Origin of the sequence: Streptomyces sp. NPDC058375 (assembly GCF_042723425.1) — a bacterium.
GTDB lineage: Bacteria > Actinomycetota > Actinomycetes > Streptomycetales > Streptomycetaceae > Streptomyces > Streptomyces durocortorensis.
Genome location: NZ_JBHXJG010000182.1, coordinates 1 through 14,996 on the forward strand (window position 1 = coordinate 1; position 14,996 = coordinate 14,996).

The following is a 14,996-nucleotide window of genomic DNA, read 5'->3' on the forward strand; positions in this document are numbered from 1 at the left end:
GGGCCCCTCCGGCACGCGCGGTGCGGGCGGGGCGTGGGGAACGTAACGCGAAGGGTCCGTATCGACGGGTGAGAGGAGTCTGATGCACGGCCGCAATGTCTGCTTCAATGGAGCACATGGCCAGCTTCCAGTACATCGCGTCGGGTCGCAGCGACCTCGAACCGTTCTGGCCGTCCCGTCAGCACCATGATTTCGACCGGGTGTGTTGCCGCGCGTGGAACGCGCAGGCCCACTAAAGCCGCTCACCCCGGCCTTCGGTCCGCGCGTACGACGTAAGTCCGTCCCTGACGACTCCTCGCGCGAAAGAGCTGACCCTCATGGCGAACACTCGTACCTTCTCCGCCGCGTCCGCCGCCACCGCGGCGTCCCCGGCGCCCGCTGCGGCCCACCCCACCGCCCGTTCCGTCCCCGCCCGTTCCCTTCCCGCCCCGAACCGGCACCGGCTGCGCGCGGTCGACCGCGACGAGGTCGCGGCCCCGGCCGAGGTGGCGGGCTTCCTGCCGCCCGGGGCCACCTGGCTGCCGGCCCCGCCGCACACCCTGCCCACGCTGCCCGGCCAGCCGCCGATGATCGGTTACCTGGTGCTCGTGCCGGCCGACCAGCAGCCCGCGCTCACGGGGGCCGTCGCCGGCTCCCCCCTCCGGGCGGGCGGCGCGCCGGCGTCCCAGCGGCCGGCGCCCGACGCGGCCGCCGACGCCGTTGCCGCCGCTGCCGTCGTTGCCGAGGGGGTGCCGTCCGCCGGGCCGGTCCGGGTCGACGCCACCCGGCGTACGGCTTCGGTCGACGGCGTCGCCCTGGACCTCACGTACCTGGAGTTCGAGCTGCTGGCCCATCTGGTGGCGCACCCGCACCGGGTGCACACCCGCGACCAGTTGGTGACGACGGTGTGGGGCTACGGGCATGTGGGCGACGGGCGCACCGTCGACGTCCATGTCGCCCGGCTGCGCCGCAAGTTGGGTGCGGAGTACCGGCGTTCGATCCAGACGGTCCGCCGGGTCGGGTACAAGTACACGCCCTGACCGGCCGGTTCGGCCCTGCATGACAGATGTCCGGCGGCCCCGGAGCGCGGTTCTCGTCGACCGTGTTCCGGGGCCGCCCCCGTGTGCTCGGACCCGTCTGGTCAGACGCGTACGGTGTCGCGCACCGGCTCTGCGGGCTCCTCGTGCTCCAGGCTCGGGAGCCGGGAAAGTCCGCGCGGGGTCCGCCAGTTGCGCTCGCCCAGCAGCAGCATCACCGATGGCAGCAGCACCATCCGTACGACGGTGGCGTCCAGCAGCACCGCGACGGCGAGGCCGACGCCCATCTGCTGCATGTCCTGCATGGACAACGTCCCGAAGACCGCGAACACCGCGACCATGATGGCCGCCGCTCCGGTGACCGCCCCGGCGGTGCGGCGGAGGCCGGTCTCGATCGCCGACCGGTTGTCCAGGCCGCCACCGCGGGCCTCACGGATCCGGGAGACGACGAAGACGTGGTAGTCCATGGAGAGGCCGAACAGGACGACGAGGACGAACAGCGGCATCCACGCCTCGATCGCCCCGACGCCCTCCGAACCGATGAGGGATGCGCCCCAGCCGTGCTGGAAGACGGCGGTCATCACGCCGTAGGAGGCGGCCACCGAGAGCAGGTTGAGGACGATGGACGTCACGGCGATGACGTAGCTGCGGAAGCAGAACAGCATCAGTAGGAAGGTGACCGCCGTGATGAAGGCGAAGACCGGGACGATGCCGCGGCGGAGCTGGTCGTTGAAGTCGACCGATCCGGCGGTCTCGCCCGTGACGTGGGTCCTCGCCCCGGTGCCGTCGAAGGCGGCGGGCAGGGTCTTCTCGCGCAGTTCGGTGAGGTCGGCGGCGCCGTCCGGGAGGGGGATCTCGATCTCGGCGACGTTCTTGTCGCGGTGGACGGTGACGTCGTCGAAGTCGCCCAGGGCCTTGGCGACCTCCGGGGCGGTGATGTCGGGCGCGGTGACCACGACGAGGGCGGGGGCGGGGCCGCCGGGGAAGCTCTCGGTGATGCGGGTGTGGGCGATGGAGAGCTGCGCGTCGGAGCCGAACTGCTTTTCCAGGCCCAGGGATTCGGTTTTCATGCCGAGGGCGGGCGCGGCGAGCGCGAGCAGCAGGACGACGGCGGCGACGGCGAAGGTGCGGGGGGGGGCAAGGACGGGGCCGAGCAGCCGGCCGGTGATGCGACCGCTGCCGGCGTGGCCGTGCTTGGCGCGGCGGTTCAGCAGAGGGATGCGGCCCGCGTCGACGCGGTCGCCGAGCCAGGAGAGCAGGGCGGGCAGGACGGTGACCGAGCCGAGCATGGCGATGAAGACGACGATGATCGTGGCGAGCGCGAAGCCCTTGAACAGCAGGAGCCCGGAGAGGAACATGCCGCCCATCGCGACCATCACGGTGAGGCCGGAGACGAGGACCGCCCGGCCGCTGGTGGCCGCCGCGATGCGCAGGGCGGTCTCGGCGTCACGCCCGGCGGCGCGTTCGTCGCGCTCGCGGCGCAGGTAGAAGAGGCAGTAGTCGACGCCGACGGCGAAGCCCATCAGGAACATCACCGAGTACGTCGTCTGGAACAGGTGCAGTTGGTGGCTGGCGATCGACAGGAGGCCGAAGGCGGCCATGCACGCGGTGAGGGCGAGCCCGACCGGGAGCAGGGCGGCGACGATCGCGCCGAAGGCGACGACGAGGATGCCGAGGGCCAGCGGTACGGCGGTGAACTCGGCCCTCTTGAAGTCCTCGGCCAGCAGGTCGCCGAGCCACTTGCCCGCGCTGGCCTCGCCGAACTGGTGGATCTCCACGCCCGGGTGGTCATCGCCCACGGCGGCGACCGCGTCCAGGACGGGCTGGATCCGGTCGGAGGAGGTGGCGGCCTCGCCCTTCATCTCGAAGGTGATCAGGGCGTCCTTGCCGCCCTTCGAGGGGACGGGCGGGGCGATGTTCTGGGCCTCGCCGGTCTCCCGTACGGCGGTGGCGAGGGCGTCGGCGGCCGGCTTCCAGTCGCCGGCGGCGGGGGCGGAGACCATGACGAGTTCGCCCGCGGGCTTGTCGAGTCCGGCGTCGAGGAGGATCTGTTCGGCGCGGGCGGACTCGCCGGCGCCGTTCTCCGCGTTGGTCATCTCGACCATGCCGGTGGCTCCGCCGATGCCCGTGGCGAGCACGACGAAGAGCAGCCAGCCGAGTACGGCGGTCTTGCGGTGGTGGGTGCTCCACACGCCGATGCGTGCGGCGAGGTTGCGCCTCATGGGTTTCTCCCCCGGGTGTGAGCGTCAGGCGTAAGCGCCGGATAAGCGCTTCGGGACGCTTCGAATCTAGGAACGGGGCCCGGCCCGCCCCAGCCGCCGAAGCCCCCGGTCGCCGAGGCGTAGGGGGCGGATGCGGGGGTGGTGCCAGGTACACCCCCTTCGGGTGGCGGACCGGCTGACGCGGCGGGGCCGGCCCGGGCGAGACTGGCATCCGGATCGGGGATCGGCCCGGCTCCGGTGAGGGGAGAGGGATCGCGATGAAGGTGTTCTCGGGACGGCTGGGGCCGTCGATGCTGGCGGCGGGGCGGGGGCTGTTCCTGTCCGTGGTCGGTCTGGCGGTGTCCATCACCCTGTTCGTGCTCGCGGTGGTCTCGATCTCCTTCATCCTGCTGGGCATCGGCGTGTTCACCACCCCGGTGGTGCTGGAGGCGGTCCGCAAGCACGCCAACCAGCGGCGGCTGTGGGCGGTGACCTGGTCGGACGTGCGGATCCCGGTCCCGTACCGGCCCTTCCCGAAGGATCTGCGGTCGGGCGTCACCGGTCAGGTGGAGCGCACCACGCTGATGCTGAAGGACCCGGCGACCTGGCGGGACCTGCAGTGGCTGCTGATCGACATGACGGCCGGCACGGTGGTGGCGATCCTTGCCGCGGCACTGATGGTCTACCCGGTCGAGGGCCTCGTCCTGGCCGCGGGCCTGTGGCGGGTGTTCCGGGACGATCCGTACTGGTACGGGTTCGTGCCGGTGGACAGCCAGGCGACGGCGTTCGCGGCCCTGGCGCTGGGGATCGTGCTCTTCCATGTCGGGCTGCGGGCGAGCAGGCCGCTGCTGCGCCTGCACTTCGTGCTCGCCCGTACGGTGCTGGCGCCCACCCAGGACCAGGAGCTGGCGCAGCGCGTGGCGCGGCTCACCGAGACCCGGCACGAGGCCGTGGACACCGCCGCCTCCGAGCTGCGCCGCATCGAGCGGGACCTGCACGACGGGGCGCAGGCCCGGCTGGTCGCGATGGGCATGAACCTGGGCACGATCGAGGCGCTGATCGAGAAGGACCCGGCGCGGGCGAAGAAGCTGCTGGCGACGGCCCGGGAGTCGTCGGCGGAGGCCCTGACCGAACTGCGCGACCTGGTACGCGGCATCCACCCGCCGGTCCTCGCGGAGCGGGGTCTCGGCGACGCGGTCAAGGCGCTGGCCCTGCGGCTGCCGGTCGCCTCCGAGGTGACGGTCGAGCTGCCCGGGCGGGCGGAGGCCCCGGTGGAGTCGGCGGCGTACTTCGCGGTCAGCGAGGCCCTGACGAACACGGTGAAGCACGCGGAGGCCGAGCGCATCTACGTGGACCTGCACCACGCGGAGGGGATGCTCCGGATCTCCGTGACGGACGACGGCAAGGGCGGTGCGGTCATCGGATCGGGGTCCGGGCTGAGCGGAATCGAACGGCGACTGGGTACATTCGACGGCGTACTGGCCGTCAGCAGCCCCGCGGGCGGTCCCACCATGGTGACCATGGAGATTCCTTGCGAGTTGTCCTAGCCGAAGATCTCTTCCTGTTGCGCGACGGCCTGGTGCGCATGCTGGAGGCGTACGACTTCGAGATCGCCGCGGCTGTGGAGACCGGGCCCGAACTGACCAAAGCGCTGGCCGAGTTGGAGCCGGACGTCGCCGTCGTCGACGTCCGGCTCCCGCCGTCGCACACCGACGAGGGCCTCCAGTGCGCGCTGGCCGCCCGCCGGGCCCGGCCGGGGCTCCCGGTGCTGGTGCTCTCGCAGCACGTGGAGCAGTTGTACGCACGGGAGTTGCTGGCGGACGGCAACGGCGGCATCGGCTACCTGCTGAAGGACCGGGTCTTCGACGCGGACCAGTTCATCGACGCCGTACGGCGGGTGGCGGCGGGCGGCACGGCGATGGACCCGCAGGTCATCTCCCAGCTCCTGTCGCGCCGTTCGCAGGACAAGCCGATGGGCGGCCTCACCCCGCGCGAGCGGGAGGTGATGGAGCTGGTGGCACAGGGCCGCTCGAACGCCGCCATCGCCTCGCAGCTGGTGATCACGGAGCGGGCGGTGGCCAAGCACACGTCGAACATCTTCGGAAAGCTCGATCTGCCCCCCTCGGACGACGACAACCGCCGGGTGCTGGCGGTGCTGGCGTATCTGGACCACGGCTGAGCCGGTTCGCCTTCGTTCAGCCGGTGAACCAGCCCGCCGCGTCCAGCCGGAACGCGCCGCCGGGGGCCATCGTGCGGAGGTCCTGCTCCAGGGCGGCCAGCCGCCCCTCGCCGAGCGTCCGGGCCCACTCGGCCCGCAGCCGGTCGAAGCTCTCGGCGGACCGGGCCAGCAGGTCGACGCCGTGCGGGGTGAGGCGGATCAGGGTGCGCCGGCCGTCGGCGGGGTCCGGGGCGCGCTCCACGTAACCGAGGGCCTCCAGCTTCTCGGCGGTCTTGCCCGCGGCCTGCTTGGAGACCCCGAGCCGCCGCCCGATCTCACTGATGGCCGCGCCGTCGCGCCCCACCGCCTGGAGGGCGAAGCCGTACGCGGGGCGGGTCTCGGGGTGCCCGTGCTCGGCGAGGTCCCGGTGCAGGGCGTCGATGATCGAGCGGAACCCGGCGAGGAGCAGCAGCGGCAGCTCAAAGCCGTTGCGAGGTTCGACAACCTGGTTTACCTTTTTTTTGTCAACCATGTTGTCGATCCTAGCCCGCGAGAGGTTCGCCATGCCCTTTCCCGACCTCACCCCCGAGACCGCCCCGCCCGCATCGCGGCGCGCCCTGGAGGCGGTGACCGAGCGGCTGGGCTACCGGCCCGCCGCCGTCGCCCGGCTCGCCGCCTCGCCCCACACCCTGGACGGCTTCCTGAAGATCAGCGCGATCTTCGAGTCCTGCACCCTGGATCCGCTCTCCCGCGAGGTCCTGATCATGACGATGGCCACGCGCAACGACTGCCACGTCTGCGTCGCGATGCACACCGCCAAGCTGACCGCCCTGGACGCCGACCCGGCGCTCGTCGCCGCCCTGCGCGACGGGACGGAGGCCCCACTGCCGGACGAACGGCTCGAAGCCGTACGGCGGTTCACCCTGGCCGTGCTCGCCTCGGCGGGCACGGTGGACGACGCGGACCTGCGGGACTTCCTCTCGTACGGCTACACCGAGCAGAACGCCCTCGAAGTGGTCCTGGGCATCGGCGCGTACACCCTGTCGACCCTGGCCAACCGGCTCACGGGAGCCCCGGTGGACGAGCAACTGGCCGCGTTCGCCCAGTAGTCGGAGGCGAGCTGAACGGATCGGGCTCCCCGTCCGTATGGGACGTCACGCTTCTCCCTCGAAGCAGAGGAGTCCCATGCGACGCACATCACGCAAGAAACGTTCCACGCCGGCCAAGCGGGCCATCGCCGCCTCCGCAGCCCTGATCCTGGGGGGAGGTGGGCTGGTCGCGGTCAATGTCTACGCCTCCGCGGGAGAAGGACCGTCCGGTTCTTCTCCGCCCACCCGGACGCAGAACGCGGGCCGTCAGCTGTCCACCATCGACTGTCCCGAAGCCGTCAACGGACTGCCCGAGGTGCCGGATCAGGCACGCGGGGAGGTCGACCGCGAACTGGCGGCGATGGATACCCAGATCACCGACGCCTACCGGCAGTTCGCTGACCGGAAGGAGCAGATAACCCAGGATCCGAGGCTGGCGGAGAACGCCGTGCTCGGCCCGTTGCGCAGTAAACGAACAGCCAGCCTCGACCGCATCGGCATCGCGATCGGGCGCGTGGGCGAGCGGCCGGCGGGGCTGGAGGGCCTCGCCGGGTGCAGCCTGCGCGCCGACGACAGCCGCCCCGGAAGCGGAAACGGCAACGGCAACGGCGGCAGTGACGGCAACGGTGGCGATAACGGTGACGGCGGTCAGGACGACGGCCAGGGCCAGGACCAGGGTCAGAATCAGGGCCAGAACGAAGGGCAGGGGCAGGACCCCGGTCAGGACCCGGGCGGCCAGGACCCCGGCCAGGGCGAGGACCCCGGGCAGGACCAGGGCCAGGGCGGCAACGGACCCGTGGCCGCCGATTTCGTCGATATCCAGTCCGTCCAGCCAGGCGTCGACCGGCCCCGCCAGCGCCGCGGCGCGTCCCGGGGCACCTTCACCACCGACTGCGGCCGTAATGAGAACGGGAAGTTCAACCCGGACAACGTCATCGTCGCGCCCGGCGTGAGCAACGGCGCGCACCACATGCACGATTACATCGGCAACCAGGCCAACGACGCCTTCGCGAGCGACGACGATCTGGCGAACGGCGCGACCACCTGCCGTAACCAGGGCGACCGGTCGACCTATTACTGGCCCGTCCTGCGTCTGCAGAACGGGCAGAACGAGGACGACGTGGACGCCGACGGCGGCGGCCGGGACCAGAACGTCGGCGAGATCCAGACGCCGTCCGAGGTGACGCTGAAGTTCGTCGGCTCGCCCGTCGGCAGGGTCACCGCGATGCCGCGCTTCCTGCGGATCATCACCGGGGACGCGAAGGCGTTCACCAACGGCGACGCCAATGCCAACGCCTCGTGGAGCTGCACCGGATTCGAGGACCGCCAGTTGACGGACAAGTACCCGATCTGTCCCGAGGGCAGTCAGGTGGTGCGTACGTTCGCCTTCCAGAACTGCTGGGACGGGCAGAACACCGACAGCGCCAACCACCGCACCCATGTGGCGTTCGCCCAGGACGACGGGCGGTGCCCGAACGGGTTCCGGGCGGTGCCGCAGCTGGTGCAGCGCATCGTCTACGACGTTCCGCCGGGGCCCGGCTTCGCCGTGGACTCGTTCCCGGAGCAACTGCACAAGCCGATCACCGATCACGGCGACTTCATCAACGTCTTCGACGACCGGCTGATGAACAAACTGGTGCGGTGCATCAACGACGGCCGCCGCTGCCGCTGACGCGGCGCGTGCGGCCCCCGTGAACCTGCGCGGTCAGCCCGGGTGGTGACCGGAGTGCCCGTCCTCGCTCCCCCCTCCGCCACTGTCCCCCGAGTGGTGAGGCGAGGCGGTCTCCACCGTCCCCCCGAGCCGGCCGCGCAGCGCCGCGACCACGTCCGGGCCGCCGACGGCCACCCACTGCCGTCCGACGAGGTACGAACCGCCGTAGTCCTTGGCCTCGTTGATCCACTCCCGCTGCCCGCGGTCGGTGGCGAAGGTGGTGAGGACGTAACGCCCCTCGCCCGTCCTGCAGTTGGCCTGCCGGAGCTCGGCCGCGTCGGTCTGCACGTTCGGGTCGCAGCCGGCCTTCTTCGCCAGCTGTTCCAGCGTGCCCGTCGCGGCCGGCTTCGGCGTGGGCCGCTGCTCCCCCCTGCCGTCGTCGGCCGATTCCGTACTGCACCCGGCCAGGAGCATAACTCCCGCCAGGACAAGGGCAGTTGCCCCGCCGCGCCGCGTGTTCCGCCATTCCGGTTGTGTCACCATCGGGCCATCCTGCACCCGGAAGCGGGGCTACGGGTGGGCTACGGCAAGACTCACGCCTGCGGCCCCGTGCCGCCCCGCGAGCCGTCGCGCGATGATCGCTTGTATGACGAAACCCGTGCAGGCCCGCCCCTTCGACGCCATCGCCGCCGCCTACGACGCCCACCGCCCCTCCTACCCGCCCGCCCTGTTCGACGCCGTCGAGGAGCTGGCCGGAGTGCCGCTCGCCGGAGCCCGGGTCGCGGACGTCGGCGCGGGCACGGGGCTCGGCACGGCCCGGCTGTACGAGCGCGGGGCCCGGGTCACCTCGGTGGAGCCGGGCGACGGGATGGCCGAGCAGTTCGCCCGGAGCCTGCCGGACGTGCCGCTGGTCCGGGGCGACGGGAACAACCTGCCGCTGCGGACCGGGGCGGTGGACCTGATCACGTACGCCCAGGCGTGGCACTGGACCGACCCCGGCCGCTCGGTCCCCGAGGCCCACCGGGTGCTGCGGCCGGGCGGGGCGCTCGCCCTGTGGGGGAACGACGGCGACCCGGGAAAATCCCTGCACGCCTCTGGTCCGCCCGCATACCCGTCAGTACATTGACAACATGTCTAACACGCAGCCAGCGGCGGTCGCGTCGGAGCGGACGTCCCTCAAGGCCCGCAAGGTGTCCTTCGCCTGGGAGAAGACCCCCCTGCACTGGGTGCCGGGCGACCCGTTCACCACGCACACCATCAACGTGCTTCATCTGCTGCTCCCGGCCGGGGAACGCTGGTTCATCCACGTCTACCGGCAGATCCTGCCGCACATCCACGACGACCAACTCCGCGAGGACGTCATCGGGTTCATCGGGCAGGAGGCGGTGCACTCGCAGGCGCACGACGATGTGCTGCCGCACATGCGGGAGTTGGGGCTCGACCCGACCCCGTACACCGCGCAGGTCGACTGGTTCTTCGAGAAGCTGCTCGGGGACCGGACCCTGCCGCCGGGGCGGGCCTCCAAGTGGTGGCTGATGGAGCGGGTGGCGATGATCGCGGCGATCGAGCACTACACCGCGTTCCTCGGCGACTGGATCCTCAACGCCCAGGCCCTGGACCGCAAGGGCGCGGACCCGACGATGCTGGACCTGCTGCGCTGGCACGGCGCGGAGGAGGTGGAGCACCGGTCGGTGGCCTTCGACGTCTTCATGCATGTGGACGGCGGCTACCGGCGGCGGGTGCGCACCTGGGCGGCGGCGTTCTCCGCGCTGGTGTTCCTGTGGCAGCGCGGTATCCGCTTCTTCATGGAGAACGACCCCACGCTGCTGGACGGCAAGGCCTCCTTCAAGGCGTTCCACGCGAGCGGGAAGCAGGGCACACTGCCGAGCACGGGCTCGATCCTGCGCTCGGTCCCCAGCTATCTCAGCCGGTCCTACCACCCCTCGCAGGAGGGCAGTACGGCCCAGGCCGTGGACTATCTGACCCGCTCCCCCGCCGCGCTCGCCGCCGAGGCCGAGACCGCGAAGGGGGCCTGACCCATGGCGCTCCCCCGTCTCCGTACCGTCGTGCTGGTCTCCAGCGCCGCCCTGCTCACCCGGCGGGCCCTGAAACGCCGGATCGCCCGGTCACCGCTGTGGCCGCTGCCCGCGCTGCCGGAGCCGATATCGGGGCACTCCAAGCGGCGGGCGACGGCGGTCCGCCGGCTGCGGATCACCGGGCGGACCGTGATCGCCGAGGGGGTCGTCCAGCTCCGGCTGGAGGGTGCCGGTCTGCCGTCCTGGGAGCCGGGGGCCCATCTGGACCTGGTGCTGCCGTCCGGTCTGGTGCGGCAGTTCTCGCTCTGCGGCGACCCGGCGGACACCGGGGCGTACACGGTGGCGACCCGGCTGGTGGCGGACGGCCGGGGCGGTTCGCGGGAGGTGCACGAACAGCTCCAGGAGGGCCTGGAGGTGGAGGTGCGCGGACCCCGCAACCGCTTCCCGCTGACCGAGGCTCCGGGTTACGTCTTCGTCGTCGGCGGGATCGGGATCACCCCGGTGTTGCCGATGCTGCGGGCGCTGGCCTCGTCGGGGGCCGAGTGGCGGCTGCTGTACGGGGGCCGGTCGCGCGCCTCGATGCCGTTCCTGGAGGAGATCGAGAAGCTGGGCGCGGACGGGGACCGGGTCACGGTCGTCGCCCAGGACGAGGCGGGCCACCCGGGCATCGCCGGGGCGCTGGCGGACCTCGCCCCGGGTACGGCGGTCTACTGCTGCGGCCCCGAGCCGCTGATGGACGCCGTCGCCGCCGCGCTCCCGGCCGGACACCCCCTGCACCTGGAGCGGTTCTCGGCCGACACCGATGACGCGTCGGGCACCGGCCCCTTCGAGGTGGAGCTGCACCGCAGCGGCCGGACCGTGCGGGTGGCGGCCGGACAGTCGGTGCTGGCGGCCGTCCGCGAGGAGGTGCCGTACGTGGCGTACTCCTGCGAGCAGGGGTTCTGCGGGACCTGCCAACAGCGTGTGCTGGCGGGCGAGATCGACCACCGGGACGAACTGCTGACCGATGACGAGCGGGGCGACTCGATGCTGATCTGCGTATCGCGGTGCCGGGGCGAACGTCTCGTCCTGGACCTCTAGGGTCTGTGCGTCCGGGCCCCGGATAGGCTGTTCGCATGACGACCGGGGTGCGGCGCAGGATGGGCGTCGACGAGCGCAGACAGCAACTGATCGGCGTCGCGCTGGACTTGTTCAGCCGCCGCTCGCCCGAGGACGTGTCGATCGACGAGATCGCCGCCGCCGCGGGGATCTCCCGTCCGCTGGTGTACCACTACTTCCCCGGGAAGCAGAGCCTGTACGAGGCGGCGCTGCGGCGGGCCACCGACGAGCTGGCGGCCCGCTTCCTGGAGCCCCTCGAAGGGCCCCTGGGGGCGCGGCTGCTGCGGGTCATGGGGCGGTTCTTCGACTTCGTCGACGAGCACGGCCCGGGCTTCTCGGCGCTGATGCGCGGCGGGCCCGCGGTCGGTTCCTCGACGGCGAACGCCATGATCGACGGGGTGCGGCAGGCCGCGTACGAGCAGATCATCACGCACCTGGGGGTGAGCGAACCGCCCGCCCGGCTGGAGCTGGTGGTGCGCTCCTGGGTCTCGCTCGCCGAGTCGACGGCGCTGATCTGGCTGGACGGGCGGCGCATTCCGCGCGAGGAGCTGGAGATGCAGCTGGTGCACGACTTCGCGGCGCTGGCCGCGGTCAGCGCCGCCTACGACCAGGAGATGGCGGGCATCGTGCTGCGGGTGCTGTCCCAGGAGCCGCCGGACGGGCCGTTCGGGGAGCTGCTGGCGCGGCTCTCCGCGTTCGCCCCGGATGTGCCCGCCGTGCCGGCCCAGCGACCGCCGAAGCCGTAGGGCCGGCTCAGGCGGGCAGACCGTTGCGGTGGGAGACGCGGCGGGCGGCGGCCAGCAGGGCGTGGATCTGCGGGCCCGCCTGGTCGATCTCGGTGACCGGGCGGGGGAACGGCAGCGTGACGTCCTCATGGGTGCGGGGGTATTCGAGCCGCAGGGTCACTCCGTACCGGTTCATCGCCAGCGGCACGGCCCGGGTCATGCCGCGCTCGGGGCGGGGGTGGACGAGGCGCAGGAGCAGCGGGACCAGCTCGGCGTGGTCGTCCACCAGATGCGTGAGCATGCCCGCCTCGCAGGCGGCGATCGGGTCGGTCTCCGCCTCCTCCAGCTCCTCCAGCGTGACGAACGTACGCCCCTCGGCGTCCTCCAGGACGGCCTGCCCGAACTCCATGCAGGTGGACTGCTCGGTGTCGGTGCTGTACGGGGCGGCGAGCAGCCCGGTGACCGTGACGCGGGCGCGCAGCCGGTCGCGTACGGGGGTGGGGGCGATGTCCGTGAACTCCAGGCGGGCCGGGACGCGTTCGGCGCTCGGCGCGTGGTCGCCGTCGTTCGGGGCGTGCAGGTGGATGTGGCCCATCGCGCCCGTGCCGTCGAGGCGGCGGACTTCGGTGTGCAGGCCGTCGCTGACCACCGTCATGGAGTGGGCGACGGTCAGGATCGACCGGACGCGCTCGGCGCGGGTCGGCTGCGTGGCGCGGGGGCGGGAAAGACGCATCCGAGTTCTCCAGGGAGGGTCAGCGAAACCCAAGCGGCTACTTAGGTATGCCTAACCTTACTCACATGGAGGCGGGTGCGGGTAGTCCGGGGCGCCATCGGTGCACCGGCTCCTCCACGACCTGCCTTCCCGCCAGGTCAGAGCTGGAGTTCGGCGCGCAGGGCGGCGGCGAGCCCGACCTCCGCGTTGTCCGACTGGCCGCGCTCGAAGGCGCGCTGGTACGCCTCGTCGCCGACGGCCGCCCGCGCCTGGAGTTCGCACCGCTCGCGGACCGGGCCCAGCTCGGGCGTACCTCGCTGGGGGTGGCCGACCATGCGCCAGTACGCATGCCCGGTGCCGTAGACCCGGGCGGCCTGCGCGCCCGCGCCCTGGGCGGCGATGGCGGCGGCCAGGATGTCCAGGCCCAGCGCGATGCCGAAGCTGTCGCGGAGCCGGTGCTTGCCCGCGAGCATGGAGCGGGCGTGCGTGGCGGAGGCCGCGGCGCGGCCCTGGAGCAGCGCGATCAGGGCGAGCTGGTAGTCCGCGTAGGAGCGGGTCCAGTATTCGCCGCCGCGTTCGCAGGCCCGGCGCAGCTCGCCGGCCGCCGCCTCGGACTCGGTGAGCCGGCCGAGCGCGGTCAGCGCGAAGACGGTGATGAGGCGGCAGCGCAGCCGGTGGGCGGAGTCCACGGGGACGCTCTCGGTCATGCGCAGGACGCGTCCGGCCGCCTCCAGGGCCGCCGCGGGCTCCCCGGTCATCAGCTGGGTGAGCCCGGAGAGATACGTGGCGCCGAGCATGCCCTCGTCGTCCCCGTCGTACAGGGCGGTGGCCGTGCAGAGCGCGCCGTACTTCTCGGCGGTCGCGAAGTCGCTCTGAAGGAGGGCCGCGACGCCGAGGACCCAGTGCAGCCTGGTCCGGTGGGGTCCGTCGACGGGGCCCGCGTCCAGCGCCCGCTGGGCGTAGTTCCTGGCCTCGGAGAGGTGGCCGCAGCAGGCCCAGAAGAAGCCGACCCGGCCCGCCATCTCCTGGGCCCCGCCGACATCGTGAGCGAGCAGGTGTTCCAGGGCGGCGCACAGGTCGAGGTGGGTGTCGGACACCTTGTGGTACCAGGACACCTGGTCAGGGCCGGTCCAGCCGTCGTGGGCCCGGCGGGCGAGGCCGAGGAAGCTTCTCGCGTGCCGGTCGGCGGCGGCGCGGTCCTCGCCCAGCTCGGCGAGCCACATCCGGCCGTACTCGCGCAGGGTGTCGAGCATCCGGTAGCGGTCGCCGTCGCGCTGGACGACGGACTGGGCGACGAGACCCTGGAGCGCCCGGTCCACGTCGTCGGCGGTGAGCGGGCCTCCGGTGCAGACCTCGCGGGCGACCTCCGCGTCGAAGTCGGTCCGCAGGGGGGTGAGGCGGGCCCACAGGAGGCGTTCCAGCGGGGTGCACAGCTCGTGGGACCAGCCGATGGCGGTGCGCAGGGTGCGGTGGCGGCGGGGCCACACCGTCGCGTCGGCGAGGAGGTCGAGGCGGGAGCCGCCGGGGTCGAGGGCGCGGGTGCCGCTCCGGGCGTCGAAGCGGGTGCCGATCCGGGTGGCGAGCTGGGCCACGCTGTGCCGGCCGATGCCCGCGGCGGCCAGTTCGATGGCGAGCGGGATGCCTTCGAGGCGGCGGCAGATCTCGGCGGCGGCCGCCTCGTCGCCGGGGGCGTCGAGGCCGGCCCGGGGGTCGGCGGCGCGCAGCCGGTCGGCGAAGAGCTGGAGGGCGTCGGGCGCGCCGTCGACCGGCAGCGGCGGCACCTCGACGACGTGCTCGCCGCGGGTGCCGAGCGGCTGCCTGCTGGTGACGAGGACGGTCAGCCGCGTCGAGGTGGTCAGGATCTCGGCCAGCAGGTGGGAGCAGGGGCCGCGGAGGTGTTCGGCGGAGTCGAGGACCAGCAGGAGGTGCTTGTCGCCGAGCCATTCGCAGAGCGCCTCGACGGGCATCCGCAGGGTGTGGTCGGCGAGCCCGACCGCGTCCGAGACGGTGGGGAGCAACAGCCGGTCGTCGGAGAGCGGGGAGAGGTCGGCCCACCAGGCGCCGTCCGCGTAACGGTCGGCGACCGTGCGGGCGGCCCGGAGTGCAAGCCGGGTCTTGCCGACCCCGCCGGGGCCGATCAGGGTGGTCATCCGCCGGGTGGTCAACGCGGTGTGCAGCCGGGCCAGTTCGGCCCGCCTCCCGACGAAGCTGCTCGTCTCCTCGGGAAGGTATCCCACCTTGGTCATCATCACCGTCCGCACGCTGGGGCAGGGTGCGTCGGCGGGCCGACTGCCGCGGGCCGGTCCTGCTC

Annotated in this window: 13 protein-coding genes and 1 pseudogene; 9 read left to right on the forward strand and 5 right to left on the reverse strand. The window is 72.4% G+C overall.

The window, feature by feature from the left end; translation table 11 throughout:
* The first annotated feature begins 317 nt into the window (after window positions 1-317).
* The gene (locus tag ACFWM7_RS25005; RefSeq protein ID WP_383264171.1) at window positions 318-1,019 is read left to right on the forward strand and encodes a winged helix-turn-helix domain-containing protein; all 702 of its coding nucleotides are present in this window, start codon (window positions 318-320) and stop codon (window positions 1,017-1,019) included.
* Between the two features lie 101 nt (window positions 1,020-1,120).
* On the opposite strand, the gene ACFWM7_RS25010 is transcribed toward ACFWM7_RS25005, so the two are convergent.
* Window positions 1,121-3,238 (reverse strand): MMPL family transporter, encoded by a 2,118-nt coding sequence (locus ACFWM7_RS25010; RefSeq protein WP_383264173.1) that lies wholly within the window; start codon window positions 3,236-3,238, stop codon window positions 1,121-1,123.
* A gap of 257 nt (window positions 3,239-3,495) precedes the next feature.
* Between ACFWM7_RS25010 and ACFWM7_RS25015 the strand changes: the two genes are divergently transcribed.
* Together ACFWM7_RS25015 and ACFWM7_RS25020 are read left to right on the forward strand one after the other, a co-directional pair.
* Window positions 3,496-4,764, forward strand: coding sequence for a sensor histidine kinase (locus ACFWM7_RS25015; RefSeq protein ID WP_383264175.1), 1,269 nt, complete (start codon window positions 3,496-3,498; stop codon window positions 4,762-4,764).
* Complete coding sequence (locus ACFWM7_RS25020) at window positions 4,749-5,396, forward strand: response regulator transcription factor (protein WP_007454938.1); 648 nt, start codon at window positions 4,749-4,751, stop codon at window positions 5,394-5,396. The genes ACFWM7_RS25015 and ACFWM7_RS25020 overlap by 16 nt, the downstream gene beginning before the upstream one ends.
* A 16-nt stretch (window positions 5,397-5,412) precedes the next feature.
* Here ACFWM7_RS25020 and ACFWM7_RS25025 read toward each other — a convergent pair whose 3' ends face one another.
* On the reverse strand, window positions 5,413-5,907 hold the full coding sequence (locus tag ACFWM7_RS25025; protein ID WP_383264178.1) for a MarR family winged helix-turn-helix transcriptional regulator: 495 nt from the start codon (window positions 5,905-5,907) through the stop codon (window positions 5,413-5,415).
* A gap of 31 nt (window positions 5,908-5,938) precedes the next feature.
* On the opposite strand from ACFWM7_RS25025, the gene ACFWM7_RS25030 reads away from it, so the two are divergent.
* Both ACFWM7_RS25030 and ACFWM7_RS25035 read left to right on the forward strand, forming a co-directional pair.
* Window positions 5,939-6,484: a carboxymuconolactone decarboxylase family protein gene (locus tag ACFWM7_RS25030; protein ID WP_383264198.1), complete on the forward strand. Its 546-nt coding sequence runs from the start codon at window positions 5,939-5,941 to the stop codon at window positions 6,482-6,484.
* Window positions 6,485-6,560: 76 nt separating this feature from the next.
* On the forward strand, window positions 6,561-8,135 hold the full coding sequence (locus tag ACFWM7_RS25035; RefSeq protein WP_383264181.1) for a DUF1996 domain-containing protein: 1,575 nt from the start codon (window positions 6,561-6,563) through the stop codon (window positions 8,133-8,135).
* Window positions 8,136-8,168: 33 nt separating this feature from the next.
* Here ACFWM7_RS25035 and ACFWM7_RS25040 read toward each other — a convergent pair whose 3' ends face one another.
* Window positions 8,169-8,657, reverse strand: a complete 489-nt coding sequence (locus ACFWM7_RS25040; RefSeq protein ID WP_383264183.1) for a hypothetical protein — start codon at window positions 8,655-8,657, stop codon at window positions 8,169-8,171.
* Window positions 8,658-8,760: 103 nt separating this feature from the next.
* Here ACFWM7_RS25040 and ACFWM7_RS25045 point away from each other — a divergent pair.
* The 4 genes and pseudogenes from ACFWM7_RS25045 to ACFWM7_RS25060 form a co-directional block, all read left to right on the forward strand.
* Window positions 8,761-9,189 (forward strand): annotated as a pseudogene (locus ACFWM7_RS25045) (class I SAM-dependent methyltransferase); the annotation flags it as partial.
* A gap of 55 nt (window positions 9,190-9,244) precedes the next feature.
* Window positions 9,245-10,150 carry a metal-dependent hydrolase gene (locus tag ACFWM7_RS25050; protein WP_383264186.1) on the forward strand — a complete coding sequence of 302 codons (906 nt, stop codon included), beginning with the start codon at window positions 9,245-9,247 and terminating at the stop codon, window positions 10,148-10,150.
* Window positions 10,151-10,153: 3 nt separating this feature from the next.
* Window positions 10,154-11,230, forward strand: a complete 1,077-nt coding sequence (locus ACFWM7_RS25055) for a PDR/VanB family oxidoreductase (protein WP_383264189.1) — start codon at window positions 10,154-10,156, stop codon at window positions 11,228-11,230.
* 35 nt (window positions 11,231-11,265) lie between these two features.
* On the forward strand, window positions 11,266-11,994 hold the full coding sequence (locus ACFWM7_RS25060; protein WP_383264192.1) for a TetR/AcrR family transcriptional regulator: 729 nt from the start codon (window positions 11,266-11,268) through the stop codon (window positions 11,992-11,994).
* 7 nt (window positions 11,995-12,001) lie between these two features.
* On the opposite strand, the gene ACFWM7_RS25065 is transcribed toward ACFWM7_RS25060, so the two are convergent.
* Window positions 12,002-12,706, reverse strand: coding sequence for a DUF2470 domain-containing protein (locus ACFWM7_RS25065; protein WP_383264195.1), 705 nt, complete (start codon window positions 12,704-12,706; stop codon window positions 12,002-12,004).
* Between the two features lie 137 nt (window positions 12,707-12,843).
* Window positions 12,844-14,934, reverse strand: coding sequence for an ATP-binding protein (locus tag ACFWM7_RS25070; RefSeq protein WP_383264201.1), 2,091 nt, complete (start codon window positions 14,932-14,934; stop codon window positions 12,844-12,846).
* Between the last annotated feature and the right edge of the window lie 62 nt (window positions 14,935-14,996).